The sequence below is a fragment of the Burkholderia sp. S-53 genome (genome assembly GCF_025560745.1).
GTDB classification, from domain to species: Bacteria; Pseudomonadota; Gammaproteobacteria; order Burkholderiales; family Burkholderiaceae; genus Burkholderia; species Burkholderia pyrrocinia.
Genome location: NZ_CP090482.1, coordinates 461,963 through 479,007 on the forward strand (window position 1 = coordinate 461,963; position 17,045 = coordinate 479,007).

The 17,045-nt window shown below is 69.1% G+C and carries 13 protein-coding genes; 9 read left to right on the forward strand and 4 right to left on the reverse strand.

The genetic code is table 11. The features are described 5' to 3' along the window. The first annotated feature begins 54 nt into the window (after positions 1-54). The 3 genes from LXM88_RS01855 to yjfF are packed head-to-tail and all read left to right on the forward strand — an operon-like array spanning position 55 to position 3,694. On the forward strand, positions 55-1,569 hold the full coding sequence (locus LXM88_RS01855; RefSeq protein ID WP_262531488.1) for a sugar ABC transporter ATP-binding protein: 1,515 nt from the start codon (positions 55-57) through the stop codon (positions 1,567-1,569). Beyond that, complete coding sequence (locus tag LXM88_RS01860) at positions 1,566-2,606, forward strand: ABC transporter permease (RefSeq protein WP_262531490.1); 1,041 nt, start codon at positions 1,566-1,568, stop codon at positions 2,604-2,606. Before LXM88_RS01855 ends, LXM88_RS01860 begins: the two co-directional genes overlap by 4 nt. Further along, entirely contained in the window at positions 2,603-3,694 is a 1,092-nt protein-coding gene (gene yjfF, locus LXM88_RS01865; protein WP_262531492.1) for a galactofuranose ABC transporter, permease protein YjfF, read from the forward strand. The genes LXM88_RS01860 and yjfF overlap by 4 nt, the downstream gene beginning before the upstream one ends. 114 nt (positions 3,695-3,808) lie before the next feature. Here yjfF and LXM88_RS01870 read toward each other — a convergent pair whose 3' ends face one another. Then, positions 3,809-4,897, reverse strand: a complete 1,089-nt coding sequence (locus tag LXM88_RS01870; protein ID WP_262531493.1) for an aldose epimerase family protein — start codon at positions 4,895-4,897, stop codon at positions 3,809-3,811. 27 nt (positions 4,898-4,924) lie between these two features. Then, complete coding sequence (locus tag LXM88_RS01875; RefSeq protein WP_262531495.1) at positions 4,925-6,118, reverse strand: XylR family transcriptional regulator; 1,194 nt, start codon at positions 6,116-6,118, stop codon at positions 4,925-4,927. Between the two features lie 264 nt (positions 6,119-6,382). Here LXM88_RS01875 and xylA point away from each other — a divergent pair, with 264 nt between their 5' ends. From xylA to LXM88_RS01905, 6 genes are all read left to right on the forward strand, one after another. After that, entirely contained in the window at positions 6,383-7,705 is a 1,323-nt protein-coding gene (gene xylA, locus LXM88_RS01880; RefSeq protein ID WP_262531496.1) for a xylose isomerase, read from the forward strand. A 4-nt stretch (positions 7,706-7,709) separates the two neighbouring features. Continuing rightward, a complete protein-coding gene (xylB, locus tag LXM88_RS01885) occupies positions 7,710-9,200 on the forward strand; it encodes a xylulokinase (RefSeq protein WP_262531498.1) in 1,491 nt (496 codons plus the stop codon). 93 nt (positions 9,201-9,293) lie between these two features. Continuing rightward, positions 9,294-10,322, forward strand: a complete 1,029-nt coding sequence (gene xylF / locus LXM88_RS01890) for a D-xylose ABC transporter substrate-binding protein (RefSeq protein ID WP_262531500.1) — start codon at positions 9,294-9,296, stop codon at positions 10,320-10,322. Positions 10,323-10,382: 60 nt separating this feature from the next. Further along, positions 10,383-11,942: a D-xylose ABC transporter ATP-binding protein gene (gene xylG, locus LXM88_RS01895; RefSeq protein WP_262531501.1), complete on the forward strand. Its 1,560-nt coding sequence runs from the start codon at positions 10,383-10,385 to the stop codon at positions 11,940-11,942. Beyond that, on the forward strand, positions 11,939-13,138 hold the full coding sequence (locus LXM88_RS01900) for a sugar ABC transporter permease (RefSeq protein WP_262531503.1): 1,200 nt from the start codon (positions 11,939-11,941) through the stop codon (positions 13,136-13,138). The genes xylG and LXM88_RS01900 overlap by 4 nt, the downstream gene beginning before the upstream one ends. A 47-nt stretch (positions 13,139-13,185) precedes the next feature. Next, complete coding sequence (locus tag LXM88_RS01905) at positions 13,186-13,482, forward strand: hypothetical protein (protein WP_262531504.1); 297 nt, start codon at positions 13,186-13,188, stop codon at positions 13,480-13,482. Positions 13,483-13,510: 28 nt separating this feature from the next. Here LXM88_RS01905 and LXM88_RS01910 read toward each other — a convergent pair whose 3' ends face one another. Both LXM88_RS01910 and LXM88_RS01920 read right to left on the reverse strand, forming a co-directional pair. Continuing rightward, entirely contained in the window at positions 13,511-14,467 is a 957-nt protein-coding gene (locus tag LXM88_RS01910) for a mannuronate-specific alginate lyase (protein WP_262531506.1), read from the reverse strand. Positions 14,468-14,916: 449 nt separating this feature from the next. Continuing rightward, positions 14,917-17,022: a TonB-dependent siderophore receptor gene (locus tag LXM88_RS01920; RefSeq protein ID WP_262531507.1), complete on the reverse strand. Its 2,106-nt coding sequence runs from the start codon at positions 17,020-17,022 to the stop codon at positions 14,917-14,919. Between the last annotated feature and the right edge of the window lie 23 nt (positions 17,023-17,045).

The window sequence follows — 17,045 nt, forward strand, 5'->3', positions numbered from 1 at the left end:
CGGCGTGTCACGCGTGACATGCCGTCGTCCGGCAACCGCTTCGAGGGAGGGTTCATGACGAGTCAGCCGGTGGTCGAGATGATCGGCATCGACAAGTCGTTTCCGGGCGTCAGCGCGCTGCAGCGCGTGAACTTCCGGCTGTTTCCGGGCGAGATCCACGCGCTGATGGGCCAGAACGGCGCGGGCAAGTCGACGCTGATCAACGTGCTCACCGGCGTGCATGCGCACGACGCGGGCGAGATTCGCGTCGGCGGCGAGCCCGTGCGCTTCGCCGCGCCGCGCGAGGCCGAGGCGGCCGGGATCCAGACGCTTTACCAGGAAGTGAACCTGTGCGCGAACCTGTCGGTCGCCGAGAACATCTTCGCGGGCCGGCAGCCGATGCGGCGCGGCGCGATCGACTGGAACACGATCCATGCGCGCTCGCGCGCCGCGCTGGCCGAACTCGACCTGTCGCTCGACGTCACGCGCTCGCTCGACGCGTATCCGATCGCCGTCCAGCAGATGGTTGCGATCGCGCGCGCCGTGTCGGTCGATGCGCGCGTGCTGATTCTCGACGAGCCGACGTCGAGCCTCGACGACGGCGAGGTCGCGCGGCTGTTCGCCGTGCTGCGCCGGCTGAAGGCGTCGGGCATCGCGATCCTGTTCGTCACGCATTTCCTCGAGCAGACCTATGCGGTGTCCGACCGGATCACCGTGATGCGCAACGGCGAACGCGAAGGCGAGTACTTGGCGCGCGACCTGCCGGTCGATGTGCTGGTCGCGAAGATGACCGGCCGCGAACGGATGTCCGATACGCTGCAGGCGGGCGCCGCCGCGGTCGAGCGCACCGCCGGCACGGCCGCGCCGTTCCTGTCGATGCAGCAGGTCGGCCGGCGCGGGATGATGAGCCCGCTCGATCTCGATGTGCGGCCCGGCGAAATCGTCGGGCTGGCCGGGCTGCTCGGCTCGGGGCGCACCGAAACCGCGCAGCTCGCGTTCGCGGCGGAGCGCACCGACACCGGCGCGATCGAAATCGACGGCACGCGCAAGCGGCTGGCGTCGCCGCACGATGCGGTCCGGCACGGAATCGCGTATTGCCCGGAAGACCGCAAGAAGGAGGGCATCGTCGCCGCGCTGTCGATCCGCGAGAACATCATCCTCGCGCTGCAGGCGCGGCGCGGCTGGTGGCGGCTGATCGGGCGCGCACGTCAGCGCGAGATCGCCGACACGTATATCGCGCGGCTCGGCATCAAGGCGCGCGACGCGGAGCAGCCGATCGGGCTGCTGTCGGGCGGCAACCAGCAGAAGGTGCTGCTCGCGCGCTGGCTCGCGACGGACCCGAAGCTGCTGATCCTCGACGAGCCGACGCGCGGCATCGACGTCGCCGCGAAGTTCGACATCATGGAGCGCGTGCTCGCGCTGTGCGCGACCGGGCTCGCGATCCTGTTCATCTCGTCGGAGATCGGTGAAGTGGTGCGCGTGAGCCACCGGATCGCGGTGCTGCGCGACCGGCGCAAGGTCGCCGAACTGACCGGCGCCGACGCGTCGGAGGAGCAGGTTTACCGGCTGATCGCGGGAGGCCAGTCATGATGCGTGTGCGCACGCTGTTTCGTCATCCGCTTGCGTGGCCGGTGCTGACGCTTGTACTGCTGTTCGCGCTCGACGTCGCGCATCGTCCGGGCTTCCTGTCGATCGCGCTGCTCGACGGCCACCTGTTCGGCGCGCCGATCGACATCCTGAACCGTGCGGCGCCGCTCGTGATCGTGTCGCTCGGCATGACGCTCGTGATCGCGACGCGCGGGATCGACATCTCGGTCGGCGCGATCGTCGCGATCGCCGGCGCGGCCGCGGCGATCGTGCTCGAGGCCGATCCGTCGCAGGTCGGCACGGCGCTGGCCGCCGCGCTCGGCGTCGGGGTGCTCGCGGGCGCGTGGAACGGCCTGCTCGTCGCGTTCGTCGGGATGCAGCCGATCATCGCGACGCTGATCCTGATGGTGGCCGGCCGCGGTGTCGCGCAATTGCTGACGGGCGGCCAGATCATTCCGATCGGCGCGCCCGGCTATCTCGCGCTCGGCGGCGGCTATCTGGCGACGGTGCCGTGCTCGGTGTGGATCGCGGTCGCGACGATCGCCGCGACCGCGCTGCTGGTGAACCGCACGGCGCTCGGGCTGTTCATCCGCGCGATCGGCGTGAACCCGGTCGCCACGCGGCTCGTCGGGCTGCGCTCGGGCGCGGTCGTGTTCGGCGTGTACCTGTGTTCCGGCGTGATGTCGGCGATCGCGGGCATCCTCGCGAGCTCGAACGTGCGCAGCGCCGACGGCAACAACGCGGGGCTGCTGCTCGAACTCGATGCGATCCTCGCGGTGACGCTCGGCGGCACGTCGCTGCTCGGCGGCCGCTTCAGCCTCGCCGGCTCGGTGCTCGGCGCGCTGATCATCCAGACGCTCACCTACACGACCTATTCGATCGGCGTGCCGCCGGAGGCGACGCTGGTCGTCAAGGCGGTCGTCGTGATCGTCGTGACGCTGATCCAGTCGGACGTGGCGCGTGCGCTCGTCGTCCGGCACGCGTCGCGACTGCTGCCCTCCGCGCGTTCGCGCGCCACCCCTGGAGCCACGCCCCGATGACCCGATTCCTTGGCCGGCTCGCCGACCCGCGCACGCTGCCGATCGTCGTGACGATCGTGCTGTTTGCCGCGCTGTTCGGCTTCGGATCCGTGATGTACACGGGATTTTTCTCGATGCAGGTGCTGACCGGCTTGCTCGTCGACAACGCGTTCCTGCTGATCGTCGCGATCGGGATGACGTTCGTGATCGTGTCGGGCGGGATCGACCTGTCGGTCGGCTCGGTCGTTGCGCTGACAACCATATTCTGCGCGATCGGCGCCGAGCGGCTGCACTGGCCCGTGTGGGTGATCGTGCCGCTCGTGCTCGCGTTCGGCGCGCTGTACGGCGCGGCGATGGGTGCGCTGATTCACTATTTCCGGCTGCAGCCGTTCATCGTCACGCTGGCCGGGATGTTTCTCGCGCGCGGCGCATGCTTCCTGATCACGACGCAGTCGATCACGATCAACGAGCGGACGTTTCATGCGGTCGCGGGCATCAGCGTGCCGGTCGGCGGCGGCACGCTGAGCGCGGGCGCGCTGATCGCGCTCGCGACGCTGGCCGTCGCGATCTACGTCGCGCATTTCACGCGGTTCGGCCGCAACGTGTACGCGATCGGCGGCAACGAGCGTTCGGCGCTGCTGATGGGGCTGCCGGTCGCGCGCACGAAGGTCGGCGTCTACGCGCTGAGCGGCCTGTGCTCGGCGCTCGGCGGCGTGGTGTTCACGCTGTACGTGCTGTCGGGTTACGGGCTGCAGGCGCAGGGGATGGAACTCGACGCGATCGCCGCGACCGTGATCGGCGGCACGCTGCTCACCGGCGGCGTGGGCTACGTGGTCGGCTCGGTGTTCGGCGTCGGCATCCTCGGCACGATCCAGGTGCTGATCACATTCGACGGCACGTTGAGTTCGTGGTGGACGCGGATCGTGATCGGCGCGCTGCTGTGCGTGTTCTGCGTGCTGCAGCGGGTCATCGAGCGGCATGCAACGCGGCGGCGCACGGGCGGCACGGGGCTCGGCGCGCAGCAGCCGAAGCGCGACGCCGCGCAACCGCGGCCGGCCGAGCCGGGCGAGGACGCGGCGGCGCTGGTGTCGACGATGCGGCGCGTGTAGTGCGAGTAGTGGATCGCACGACGCGCGCCGCGCCGTGACGGGCAACGGAGCCGCGGCGCGCGGTGCGGCCGATGCCTGGCCGCCGGTGCCTGTAGAAGACGGCCGGCGCGCGCGTTACGCGCGAACGGCTACCCGGTACAGGGTCGTTTGACGATAGACGGCGCCCGGATGAAGGATGACGTCGTCGCGCAGGTCGGCCATGTTGACCTGATCCGGGAAGCCGCCCGCTTCGACGCACAGCGCGGCGTGTTGCGCGCACTGCGCGCCGCCCCTCACGCGCAAGCCGCCCAGATAGTTGCCGGTATAGAGCTGGAGGCCGCGCTGATCGGTCGACACGACCAGTTCGCGGCCGCTTTCGGGATCGTAGATGCCGGCGACGGGCCTGACCGAGCGCGCGCCGTCGCGCAGCACGAAGCAGTGATCGAAGCCGCGCGCCCGCGCGAGTTGCGCATGCGGCCAGTCGAGGCGCGCGCCGAGCGGCGCGCTCTGCCGGAAATCGAAAGCGGTGCCGGTCACGTCCGCGGTGCCGGTCGGGATCAGCGCGTCGTCGACTTCGAGGAACGCATCGGCGTCGATGCTCAGCACGTGGCCGCGCACGTCGCTGCCCGCGCGGCCGCTGAGGTTGAAGTAGCTGTGATTCGTGAGGTTGAGCGGCGTAGGTGCGTCGGTGACGCCGGTGTAGTCGATCGTCAGCGTGCCGTCGTCGTCGAGCGCATACCGAACCTGCACGCTCACGTTGCCCGGAAAACCCGCGTCGCCTTCGGGCGAGTCGAGCCGCAGCGTCAGGCCGCCGCAGTCGTCGACGACTTCCCAGCGCTGCCGGTGAAACCCGCTCGCGCCGCCGTGCAGCAGATTGCCGTTCTCGTTGCGATCGAGCAGGTAGTCGACCCCGTCGAGCGTGAAGCGCGCGCCGGCGATCCGGTTCGCCCAGCGGCCGACCGTCGCGCCGAGATAGGCGCCCGATTCGACATACTCGGCGGGCGTGTCGTGCGCGAGCACGATATCGGCGAAGCGTCCGGTGCGGTCGGGCGCGAGCCACGACACGACGGTCGCGCCAAGGTCGCTGACGACGACGCGCATGCCGTGCGTGTTGCGCAGCGTATAGCGCCGCACCGTGTCGCCGTCGGGCAGCGTGCCCCACGGCTCGGAAGGCACGCGTGCGACGCCGGGTGCCGGGCGGGGGGAATCGGTATCGATGTGCATGAGTGGATTCGATGTAAACGGCAGGCTTCAGTGCGCGGCGATCGCGCGCTCCTGGTATTCGCGCGGCGTGCAGCCCAGCTCGCGCCGGAACACCGCGTACATGTACTGGACCGACGTGAACCCGCAGCGGATCGCGACCTCGGCGCTCGACGCCTGCTTGCCGGCGAGCAGCGCCTGCGCCGCTTCGAGCTTGTGGCGCAGGATTTCCTGGTGCACGGTGCGCTGCAGTTCGCGCCGGAAGTGCTCTTCGAGCAGCGAGCGCGACACGCCGACGTAATCGGCGACCTGCTCGGTCTTGATGCCCTGGCACGCGTACTGGCGAATGAAGTGGCGTGCGCGCATCACATGCGGGCTCGCGACCGGCTGGTGGCGGGTCGAATCGAGCACGTTGATCCCGACCGGCGGCACGAGAATCCGCCGGTCGGGAAAACGCGCGCCGCCCAGCATCTGGTGCAGCAGGTGCGCGGCCGTGCGGCCCATTTCCTCGGTGCCCTGGATCACGGACGACAGCGGAATGCGCGTGAGCGTGCGCGTGAGCGGGTCGTTGTCGATGCCGATGATCGCGACCTGTTCCGGTACGGCGAGGCCCGCGATCAGGCACGCCTGCAGCAGGTGCCGTGCGCGCGCGTCGGTCACCGCGATCACGCCGACGGGCTTCGGCAGCGCATGCAGCCAGCCGATCAGTTGCTCGATCGCGTGGTTCCACCCCGATGCGCTCGTCGACAGCCCGCGGTAGATCGGCGCGTCGACGCCGTCCGCGCGCGCGAGGCCGTCGAACGCGAGCTCGCGCTGCTGCGCCCAGCGGTTCTGCTGCGCGACGGGCAGGCTATACATCGCGAAGTGCGGCAGCCCGGCGCCGATCAGGTGCGTGTACGCGAGCGACACGAGCTTGGCGTTGTCGGTCGCGATATACGGCACGCCGTCCGGATACTGCGCCGGATCCTCGTACGACGAACCGAGCGCGACGATCGGCAGCGGCGAGCCGGCGAGCGCGTCGGCGACGGCCGGATCGTCGAAGTCCGCGATGATGCCGTCGCCGTCGAAGCGCTCGATGCCGGCAAGCCGGCAGCGGAAGTCGTCTTCGAGGAACAGGTCCCACACCACGCGCGTCGAGCGCAGGTACTGGCCGATGCCGCTGATGATCTCGCGGTCGTAGACCTTGTTCGCGTTGAACAGCAGCGCGATGCGGTGCGGCGTCTGGGTGGAAGGGGCGCGGTTCATCTCGGTCTCGAGGCGCGCGCCGTCCGTGGCGTCGCGCCGTTGTCTCCGGGCGCGCGGGCGAAGCCGCGCGGTTGTCTGCTGTCCGGCGATTGTAGGACGGAACGCGTGCCGTGCGCAGCGCGCTGGCAAGAAACGTTAAGCGTGCTGCGCAATTTCGCAATTGCGGGCGACGGGGCGCGCGGGCACGATCCAGCCAGATCGAATTCGGCCCGCACGCCGCCGCGATGCGCGCCGCACTGCAACAAGAAACCGGACGGAGACGCCATGTCGTATTTCGAACATATTCCCGCGATTCGCTACGAAGGTCCGCAGTCGGACAACCCGCTTGCCTACCGGTATTACGACCGCACGAAGCTCGTGCTCGGCAAGACGCTCGAGGAGCACCTGCGGATCGCGGTGTGCTACTGGCACACGTTCGTGTGGCCCGGCCACGACATCTTCGGCCAGGGTGCGTTCCGGCGGCCGTGGCAGCAGCCGGGCGACCCGCTCGAGCGGGCGCGGCAGAAGGCCGATGCAGCGTTCGAGTTCTTCACGAAGCTCGGCACGCCGTTCTATACGTTCCACGACACCGACGTCTCGCCGGAAGGCGACAGCCTGCACGAGTATGTCGAGAACTTCGCGCGGATGACCGACTACCTGGGCGAGCGCCAGCAGGCGACGGGCGTCCGGCTGCTGTGGGGCACCGCGAACCTGTTCTCGCATCCGCGCTTCGCGGCGGGCGCGGCGACCAACCCGAACCCCGACGTGTTCGCATGGGCCGCGACCCAGGTGCGCCATGCGCTCGACGCGACGCATCGGCTCGGCGGCGAGAACTACGTGCTGTGGGGCGGCCGCGAAGGGTACGAGACGCTGCTCAATACCGATCTCGTGCGCGAGCGCGAGCAGTTCGCCCGCTTCCTGTCGATGGTCGTCGAGCACAAGCACCGGATCGGTTTCAAAGGGGCGCTGCTGATCGAGCCCAAGCCGCAGGAGCCGACCAAGCACCAGTACGACTACGACGTCGCGACCGTGCACGGTTTCCTCACGCAATACGGATTGCAGAACGAAATCCGCGTGAACATCGAAGCGAACCACGCGACGCTCGCCGGCCATTCGTTCCATCACGAGATCGCGAACGCGTTCGCGCTCGGCGTGTTCGGCAGCGTCGATGCGAATCGCGGCGATCCGCAGAACGGCTGGGATACCGACCAGTTCCCGAACAGCGTCGAGGAACTGACGCTCGCGTTCTACGAGATCCTGCGCCACGGCGGCTTTACCACCGGCGGCATGAACTTCGACGCGAAGGTGCGACGCCAGAGCGTCGATCCGGAAGACCTGTTCTACGGCCACGTCGGCGCAATCGACGTGCTTGCGCTCGCGCTCGAGCGCGCGGCCGTGCTGGTCGGGAACGACCGGCTCGACGCGCTGCGCCGGCAGCGTTACGCGCAGTGGGACAGCGCATTCGGCCGCGAGATCCTGTCGGGCGCCTACACGCTGGAGTCGCTTGCCGCCGACGCGCTCGCGCGCGGCGTGAACCCGCAGCATGCGAGCGGCGCGCAGGAGCGGCTCGAGAACATCGTGAACCAGGCGATCTACGGGCTGCGCTGACGCCATGTACATCGGACTCGATCTTGGCACCTCGGGCGTGAAGGCCGTGCTGCTCGACCGCGACGGTGCGGTGCGGGCCAGCGCGAGCCGGCCGCTGTCGGTGAGCCGGCCGCGGCCGCGCTGGTCCGAGCAGGCGCCGCGCGACTGGTGGGACGCGGCGTGCGGCACGCTGGCGGCGCTCGTCGCCGACGCGCGCGCGGCCGGCATCGATCCGCGTGACATCGACGCGCTCGGCCTGACCGGGCAGATGCACGGCGCGACGCTGCTCGATGCGCGCGGCGACGTGCTGCGCCCCGCGATCCTGTGGAACGACGGCCGCGCGGATGCCGAGTGCGCGGAACTCGAGCGTCTGGCGCCCACGCTGCGCGCTGTCGCCGGCAACCTCGCGATGCCGGGTTTCACCGCGCCGAAGCTGCTGTGGGTGCGCCGTCACGAGCCGGACGTGTTCGCACGGATCGCCCACGTGCTGTTGCCGAAGGATTATCTGCGCTACCGGCTGACCGGCGTGTTCGCGACCGATCCGTCGGATGCCGCCGGCACGCTGTGGCTCGATGTCGAGAAACGCGACTACGACGACACGCTGCTCGCCGCGTGCGGGCTGTCGCGCGCGCAGATGCCCGCCGTGTTCGAGGGCAACCGCATCACCGGCACACTGCAACCGGCGGTGGCGCGCGCGCTGGGGCTGCGCGAGATTCCGGTCGTCGCGGGCGGCGGCGACAACGCGGCCGGCGCGGTGGGCGTCGGCATCGTGCGGCCCGGCGATGCGTTGTTGTCGCTCGGCACGTCGGGCGTTTATTTCGCGGTGTCGGACGGTTTTCGCGCGAATCCCGAATCGGCGGTCCACAGCTTCTGTCATGCGTTGCCGCACACCTGGCACCTGATGTCGGTGATGCTGAATGCGGCCGGCTGCGTCGATTTCACCGCGCAACTGGCCGGTTACGACGGCGTTGGGGCGCTGCTCGCCGACGCCGAGACGAACGCACGCGCGGACCGCCCGTGGTTCCTGCCTTATCTGAGCGGCGAGCGCACGCCGCACAACGACGTGAACGCGAAGGGCGTGTTCTACGGACTGACGCCCGACACGCAGCGCGCGGATCTCGCGAACGCGGCGCTCGAGGGCGTCGGCTTCGCGCTGCTCGACGGAATCGACGCGCTGCATGCGGCCGGGCTCGCGCCCGACGGCATCACGGTCATCGGCGGCGGCTCGCGCAGCGCGTACTGGACACAGATGCTCGCCGACCTGAGCGGCCGCGCGCTGACGCTGCGCGCGGGCGGCGAAGTCGGCCCGGCGCTCGGCGCCGCGCGGCTTGCGCATCTCGCGCTCGAACCGGATGCGCCGCTCGACGCGGTGTGTCCGCAGCCGCCGGTGGTGGCCGTGCGCGAACCTGACATGGCGCGCCACGCGTGGTATCGCGACGCGCGGCGGCCGACGTTTCGCGCGCTGTATCGCGCGCTCGAACCGGTGTTTGCGACAAGCACGGGCCTTGCGGCATAACGCCGTGCCGTGCGGTGGCTAGACGATGGGCGGCGTGCTTCGGCGGCCGCCCGGCGTTCGTGGGGTTGTCCAATAAAGAGAGGAGTTGGAGACATGAAATCCGTAACGCGTCGTACCGTATTGAGTGCGCTGGCAGGCGCCGCTACGTTGGCGGCTCTCACGCTTGGCGCGCCGCTCGCGCATGCGAGCAAGGACAAGCCGGAGATCGGCTTCTGCATCGACGACCTGCGCGTCGAGCGCTGGTCGCGCGACCGCGACTATTTCGTGGCCGCCGCCACGCAACTCGGCGCGAAAGTGTCCGTGCAGTCCGCGGACGCGAGCGAGGCGCGGCAGATCTCGCAGATCGAGAACCTGATCTCGCGCGGCGTGGACGTGATCGTGATCGTGCCGTTCAATTCGAAGACGCTCGGCAACGTCGTCGCCGAGGCGCGCAAGGCGGGCATCAAGGTGGTGTCGTACGACCGGCTGATCCTCGACACCGACGTCGATGCGTACATCTCGTTCGACAACCAGAAGGTGGGCGAGCTGCAGGCGCAGGGTGTCTACGACGCGAAGCCGAAGGGCAACTATTTCCTGCTCGGCGGCGCGCCGACCGACAACAACGCGAAGATGCTGCGTGAAGGACAGCTGAAGGTGCTGAAGCCGGCGATCGATCGCGGCGAGATCAAGATCGTCGGCCAGCAGTGGGTGCCGGAATGGAGCGCGTCGAACGCGCTGCGGATCGTCGAGGATGCGCTGACCGCGAACAACAACAAGATCGACGCGATCGTCGCGTCGAACGACGGCACCGCGGGCGGCGCGATCCAGGCGCTTGCCGCGCAGCATCTGGCCGGCAAGGTGCCGGTGTCCGGGCAGGATGCGGACCTCGCGGCGGTCAAGCGCGTGATCGCCGGCACGCAGACGATGACCGTCTACAAGCCGCTCAAGCTGATCGCGAGCGAAGCGGCGAAACTCGCGGTGGATCTCGCGAAGGGCACGAAGCCCGCGTTCAACGCGCAATACGACAACGGCAAGAAGAAGGTCGACACGGTGCTGCTGCAGCCGACGCTGCTGACCAAGCGCAACGTCGACATCGTCGTGAAGGACGGCTTCTATACCCAGGCGCAGCTGGCGAGCCAGTAACGGCGCGGCGCGCGGACGGCCCACCGGTGCGTCCGCGCGCATACTGCGAGGCATGAGCGAATGACCGAACCCTTGCTGACGATGCGCGGCATCGTCAAGGATTTCGACGGCGTGAAGGCGCTCGACGGCATCGACCTGATGGTGCGGCCGGGCGAGTGCGTGGGGCTGTGCGGCGAGAACGGCGCGGGCAAATCGACGCTGATGAAGGTGCTGTCGGGCGTTTATCCGCACGGCACGTGGGACGGCGAGATCCGCTGGGAAGGCGCGCCGCTCGTCGCGTCAGGCGTGCGCGACACCGAGCGCGCGGGCATCGTGATCATCCACCAGGAACTGATGCTCGTGCCCGAACTGTCGGTGGCCGAGAACATCTTCCTCGGCAACGAGATCACGCTGCCGGGCGGGCGCATGCACTACGCGGCGATGGTCCAGCGTGCCGAGGAACTGCTGCACGAATTGCGGATCGACTCGATCAACGTCGCGCAGCCGGTGATGAACTACGGCGGCGGCCACCAGCAGTTGATCGAGATCGCGAAGGCGCTGAACAAGCGCGCGAAGCTGCTGATCCTCGACGAGCCTTCGTCGTCGCTGAGCGCTGCCGAAACGCGCATCCTGCTCGACATCGTGCGCGACCTGAAGCGCCGCGGCGTCGCGTGCGTGTATATCTCGCACAAGCTCGACGAGGTCGAGGCCGTGTGCGACACGGTGACCGTGATCCGCGATGGCCGCCATGTCGCGACCGAGCCGATGCGCGCACTGACGACCGACCGGATCATCGCGATGATGGTCGGCCGGGAGATCCGCGACCTGTATCCGCGCGAGCCGCACGAGATCGGCGACGTCGTGCTGGAAGCGCGCCACGTGACCTGCCGCGACGTGACGAACACGCGCCGCAAGCGAGTCGACGACGTGTCGTTCAGCGTGCGGCGCGGCGAGATCCTTGGCGTCGCCGGGCTGGTCGGCGCGGGCCGCACCGAGCTGATGCAGGCGATCTTCGGCGCGTATCCGGGCGCGTGCACGGCGACCGTGCTGATGAACGGCCGGCCGCTTACGATCCGCTCGCCGGCCGACGCGATCCGCGCCGGCATCGCGATGGTGCCCGAGGATCGCAAGCGCCACGGCATCGTGCCGCAGCTCGGCGTCGGCCACAACATCACGCTGGCGGTGCTGCGGCGCTTCGCGGCGCGCGGGCGGATCGACGCGGCCGCGGAGCTGGACGCGATCCGCACCGAGATGCAGCGGCTGTCGGTGCGCGCCGCGCACCCGTTCCTGCCGATCTCGAGCCTGTCCGGCGGCAACCAGCAGAAGGCCGTGCTCGCCAAGATGCTGCTGGCCGAGCCGCAGGTGCTGATTCTCGACGAGCCGACGCGCGGCGTCGACGTGGGTGCGAAGGCCGAGATCTACCGGCTCGTGTTCGCGCTCGCGAAGCGCGGCGTCGCGCTGATCGTCGTGTCGTCTGAAATGCCCGAGGTGCTCGGGCTTGCCGATCGCGTGCTGGTGATCGGCGAAGGCGAGCTGCGCGGCGATTTCGTCAACGACGGCCTCACGCAGGAACAGATCCTCGGCGCCGCGCTGACGCCCGCGCGGCGGCCGACCGAACCCATTGCAGCGAGTACCACATGAATTCCGAACTTTCCTCTTCTACCGCGGCAGCGCCGGATGCCGACGCGCGACGTCCAGCGAGTCGTCAACTTCGCCAGGTCTTCGTGCGCTACAAGATTCTCGCGCTGCTGTTCGCGGTCGTGGCGATCTGGGCGTTCTTCTCGGTGCTGACCGACGGTGCGTTCGTCACGCCGCGCAACGTGTCGAACCTGCTGCGGCAGATGTCGATCACCGGCATGCTCGCGTGCGGGATGGTGTTCGTGATCATCGCGGGCGAGATCGACCTGTCGGTCGGGTCGCTGCTCGGGCTGCTCGGCGGCGTCGCGGCGATCCTCGACGTGAACCGCCACTGGCCCGTCGCCGCGACGGTGCCGGCCGTGCTCGCGCTCGGCGTGCTGGTCGGGCTCTTCAACGGCTGGTGGTCGACCTACCGGCGCGTGCCGTCGTTCATCGTCGGGCTGGGCGGGATGCTCGCGTTTCGCGGGATCCTGCTCGGCGTGACGGGCGGCTCGACGATCGCGCCGGTGTCGGACGGCTTCGTGTTCCTCGGGCAGGGCTATCTGCCGCGCGTGGCGGGGGACGGCCTCGCGCTGCTGCTGTTCGCGCTCGTCGTGCTGCTGGTCGTGCGACAGCGCGGCACGCGGCGCCGCTACCGGCTCGCGGTCGCGCCGCTATGGCAGGACGTCGTGAAGATCGCGGGTGCGGGCGCGGTGCTGTTCGCGTTCGTCGCGACGCTCGACCGCTACGGCGGCATTCCGGTGCCGGTGCTGCTGCTGCTCGCGCTGCTCGGCATCTTCTCGTGGATCGCGACGCAGACCGTGTTCGGCCGCCGCATCTACGCGGTCGGCTCGAATCTCGAAGCGACGCGGCTGTCGGGCGTCGATACCGATCGCGTGAAGCTCGCGATCTTCGCGCTGATGGGGCTGATGTGCGCGTTCGCCGGCATCGTGAACACCGCGCGGCTCGCGGCCGGCTCGCCGTCCGCGGGCTCGATGGGCGAACTCGACGCGATCGCCGCGTGCTTCATCGGCGGCACGTCGATGCGCGGCGGGTCGGGCACCGTCTACGGCGCGCTGATCGGCGCGCTCGTGATGGCGAGCCTCGACAACGGCATGTCGATGCTGGACGTCGACGCGTACTGGCAGATGATCGTCAAGGGCGCGGTGCTGGTGCTGGCGGTGTGGATCGACGTGGTGTCGCGGTCGAACCGGCGGTGACGCGGGCCCGTCAACGAGAGGACGACATGAAACGGAACCCGGTTCCCATGCGCGGTAGCTCCGCGGTGGCGGCCGCGCCGCTCGCGAAGCCGGGCGTCGAACAGGACCACGGGCCGGTGCTCGGCCTGGGCGATCCGCGCGACCGCCGCGTCATCGCGGATGCGCTGCGCGCGCTGCTGCGCGAGCGCGCCGAAGCGCTCGCGTTCGCGATGCGCATGGCGGACGAGCGCAACCAGCCGAGGCCCGACGCGAACGATTTCGCGCTGACCGACATCATCCGGCTGGCGCGTGTCGTCGAGCGTGCGGAGCGATGCGGCGACGTCACGCCTGTCGCGGTGCGCTGACGCGCGCATCGGCGCGGCGCGGCGTTTCCTACGGCATCGGTACGCCCCACGCCGCTGTCACGTCGCCGCCGAGCCGCCATTCGCTGAACGGGCGGCGCGGCGCGATGATCGCCGGCAGGCGGCGATCGCCGAAGCGTGCGTAGTACGGCTCGACCCAGCTCAGTTCGTCGCGGAATGTCCACGGGAACAGGTCCTGCTTGACCGGCGTGATCTTCGTGAAGCTCGCGGGATTTTCGACGGCGTCGATCACGAGATTCGCGAGGCGGCCGATCGCGCCGCCGTTTTCGCGGTAGAGGTCGATATTGCGCCGTTGCACGAGTTCCGCCGCGAACACGAGCGGCAGCAGCGCAAAGGTGTGATAGTGCAGTGCGCGGTCGCCGCGCTTGACTTCACGCGCGAGCGAACCGTCCGGGCCGATGTCGCGAATCCCTTCGCGCACCCGCAGCAGGCCCGAATCGATCAGGCTCGCATTGTCGGTGACGGTGCCGATCGCGATCAGGTCGAGCCCCGCCCAGTACACGAGATTGTTGTGCAGGTGGTTGATCGCTTCCGCATCGCGGGTGGCGATCGCGATGCGTTCGAGCCACGGATCGATCGCGTTGAATTGCGCGCGGTTCGCTTCGCGCAAGCCGCGCGGCATGCGCAGAATCACCATTGCGAAATCGGTGCCGGCCCACGAGCGCTCGTAATAGCCTTGATAACCGGAGATATGGCCCATCAGCGCATCCGATTGCGCCCAGCTGTCGAGCAGCGTCAATGCGCACGACCAGTCGCCATGATCCGCCGCCGTGTTGAGCTTCGACACGAAATCGCGCATCGGCTTCACGGCGCGCGCATAGCCGGCGGCATCGTCGTAGTAGCCGGGCGGATCGATCGTCCGTACGGGGGCGGGCACTTCGCATGCACGCGACGGCGGCGCGGCGCCGAACAGCGCGGCTACGGTAAGCAACGTTGCGAATAGCGGTCGGATCGACAGATGGCGCATGCGGCCCTCGGTGGTAACGATTGTTTTACGATGCGTAAGCCGATTGCGCGGTGCCGGCCCGACGCGATCGGTACGACTGCAAGCGGTGGCAGTCTATCGTTTCGGTCTTTCATCCGCCTTTCCCGAATTGCAACAGGGATGGGCCGGCGCGGCGCTCGGTCCCGCGCCGGGCGGCGTCCTCGTGCGGCACTTCACTTCGGTTATCCGGCCGTCTTTGCGTCCGCACGCCGCGCGAAGGCCGCCCCGATGCCTCTGCTGACCATCTGCGCGTTCGTGGCCAATGCGGCGAGCATCGTGCTGCCAATCCCGAACCCGGCGAATCTAATGCCGTATGGCTCGCGCACGCCTGCGCCCGGCGCCTGACGCACGACGCACGACGCACGACGCACGACGCACGACGCACGACGCACGCCGCGCGACGCGCGCCGCACGCCAGGCGACCGATTCGGCTAGAACGAGTAGGCGAGCGACGCGAACAGGCTGCGCGGCGCGCCCGGCGTGACCCACAGGCTGTTGTACGAGCTGACGTAGGTCGTGCGATTGAACAGGTTGTTCAGCACGACCGACGCGCGCAGGTGCTTGTTGACCTGCATGTAGCCGTTGAGCTGCACGGTCGCATAGGCGGGCAGCTCGAAACCGTCCTGCGTGTTCGCCGTATTGCCGGCGCGGCGCCCGACATAGATCACGCCCGTACCGATGCCGGCCTTGTCCGCGAACGGCAGCGCGGTTTCGTACATGAGCAGCGCGCTGCCGCTCAGCTTCGGAATGTCGACGAGGCGCGCGCCGGGCGTCAGCACGGCATCGCGCGTGACCTCGGCATCGACGTACGCGAAGTTGACGATGCCGCGCAAGCCATGGCCCAGGTCGCCGTTCCATTCGAATTCGACGCCGCGGCTGCGCACCTCGCCGGCCGCGCGCGAGAAGCCTGCATTCGCCGGATCGGCGGTCAGCACGTTGCGCTTGTTGACGTAGAACGCCGCAACGGTCGCGAGCCAGCGCGCGCCGGCCCATTTTGCGCCGGCCTCATAGCCGTGCCCCTTCTCGGGGTCGAACGCGCGGCCGGCGGCATCGGCGCCGTTGTTCGGCCGGAACGAATACGCGGTGTTCGCATACAGCGACAGCGCGGGGCTCATTTCATAGACGACACCGACGCGCGGACTCAACGCGGTCTGCAGCTGGCTGCTCGTCACGCCTTTCAGGCGATTCTCGACCGACTGGTGGAAGCGATCCCAGCGCAGCCCGGCGAGGATTTTCCAGTGCGGCCCGAACGCCAGCGTGTCCTGCGCATAGACGCCTTGCCCGTCGTCGCGCTCGAGCAGGCTGGTCGCGGTGCGCAGCGCGGGTGCCGGCTGGCCGTAGACGGGATCGAAGATGTCGATCGCATACGGCGCGGCGGCGGTCGGCGTCGAGCGCGCGACGAACTGGTCGTAGTTGAAGCGATACGCGTCGACGCCCATCACGAGCGTGTGACCGATGCCGCCGGTGCGGAACTTGCCGGTCGTTTCGACGCGGCCTTGCAGGTCGTTCGAGTGAAACGCGACTTGCCGGTAGCGGCGCCACAGCGTGCGTCCGTCCGGCTGCAGCGCGAACGCTTCGGACGAGCGTCCGGACAGGTCGGTGTCGCGCTGCGCGAAGCCGGCGTTGATCGACCAGTTCGCATCGACGCGATGCTCGAGCGTGAACTGGTGGCCCGTGTTGCGCACGTCGTAGTCGCCGTCGCGCGGCTCGCCGAGGAAGCGCGATGCGGGAATCGCGCCGAGCTGCCCGTTGACCGCCACCACGCCGCGATCGAGCGGCGCGCGCTGGCGCGCGCTCTCGAACTCGTAGTGGAGCGTCGTGTCCGCGCCGATGTCCCACGTGAACGACGGCGCGAACAGGTAGCGTTTGCTCGACACCGTATCGCGGAAGCTGCCGTTGTTCTCGTTCATCGCGACGAAGCGGTACGCGAGCGATTTCGTGACGGGCCCGGTCGAATCGAGCGTCTCGCGCAACGCGCCGTAGCTGCCGGCCGACACGCCGACGGTGTTCGCGCGCGCGAACTGCGGCTGCTTCGTCGTGTAGCTGATGAGCCCGCCCGGATCGCCGCGGCCGTACAGCGCGGACGCGGGCCCCTTGAGCACTTCCATGCGCTCGAGGTTGGCGGTGTCGCGCGGGACGCTGATCCCGCGGTTCCACGAGAAGCCGTTGACGAGGTAGTCGGTGCCGGACGTGTTGCCGTCGCCGGCAAATCCGCGCACCGCGTAGTTGTCCCACAGGCCACCGAAGTTGTTCTGCCGCGCGACGCCCGCGACCCAGTCGTACAGGTCTTCGCCGCGCGTCGCGGCGACGGTCCGGGCCAGTTTCGCGTCGACGCTGCTGACCGCGAACGGGATCTCCATCACGTCCGTCTCGGTGCGCGTCGCGCTCGTCGATTCGGGCGCACGAAACGGCGCGGTGGCGCGCTGCCCCGAGACCTCGATGGCCGGCAGCGATACCTCCTGCGCGTCGGCGGCGCTCAGGCCGGCCGTGCCGACGACGATGGCCATCGGTGCGGCCGCCCAGTTCTTCCTGCTCATACCCCGTCCTTTGATGTGGTCTG

What these genes read in the sequence shown, in the direction of transcription:
- LXM88_RS01855 (WP_262531488.1), top strand. Translation starts at nt 55, where the DNA reads ATGACGAGTCAGCCGGTGGTCGAGATGATCGGCATCGACAAGTCGTTT.
- LXM88_RS01860 (WP_262531490.1), top strand. Translation starts at nt 1,566, where the DNA reads ATGATGCGTGTGCGCACGCTGTTTCGTCATCCGCTTGCGTGGCCGGTG.
- yjfF (WP_262531492.1), top strand. Translation starts at nt 2,603, where the DNA reads ATGACCCGATTCCTTGGCCGGCTCGCCGACCCGCGCACGCTGCCGATC.
- LXM88_RS01870 (WP_262531493.1), bottom strand. Translation starts at nt 4,897, where the DNA reads ATGCACATCGATACCGATTCCCCCCGCCCGGCACCCGGCGTCGCACGC.
- LXM88_RS01875 (WP_262531495.1), bottom strand. Translation starts at nt 6,118, where the DNA reads ATGAACCGCGCCCCTTCCACCCAGACGCCGCACCGCATCGCGCTGCTG.
- xylA (WP_262531496.1), top strand. Translation starts at nt 6,383, where the DNA reads ATGTCGTATTTCGAACATATTCCCGCGATTCGCTACGAAGGTCCGCAG.
- xylB (WP_262531498.1), top strand. Translation starts at nt 7,710, where the DNA reads ATGTACATCGGACTCGATCTTGGCACCTCGGGCGTGAAGGCCGTGCTG.
- xylF (WP_262531500.1), top strand. Translation starts at nt 9,294, where the DNA reads ATGAAATCCGTAACGCGTCGTACCGTATTGAGTGCGCTGGCAGGCGCC.
- xylG (WP_262531501.1), top strand. Translation starts at nt 10,383, where the DNA reads ATGACCGAACCCTTGCTGACGATGCGCGGCATCGTCAAGGATTTCGAC.
- LXM88_RS01900 (WP_262531503.1), top strand. Translation starts at nt 11,939, where the DNA reads ATGAATTCCGAACTTTCCTCTTCTACCGCGGCAGCGCCGGATGCCGAC.
- LXM88_RS01905 (WP_262531504.1), top strand. Translation starts at nt 13,186, where the DNA reads ATGCGCGGTAGCTCCGCGGTGGCGGCCGCGCCGCTCGCGAAGCCGGGC.
- LXM88_RS01910 (WP_262531506.1), bottom strand. Translation starts at nt 14,467, where the DNA reads ATGCGCCATCTGTCGATCCGACCGCTATTCGCAACGTTGCTTACCGTA.
- LXM88_RS01920 (WP_262531507.1), bottom strand. Translation starts at nt 17,022, where the DNA reads ATGAGCAGGAAGAACTGGGCGGCCGCACCGATGGCCATCGTCGTCGGC.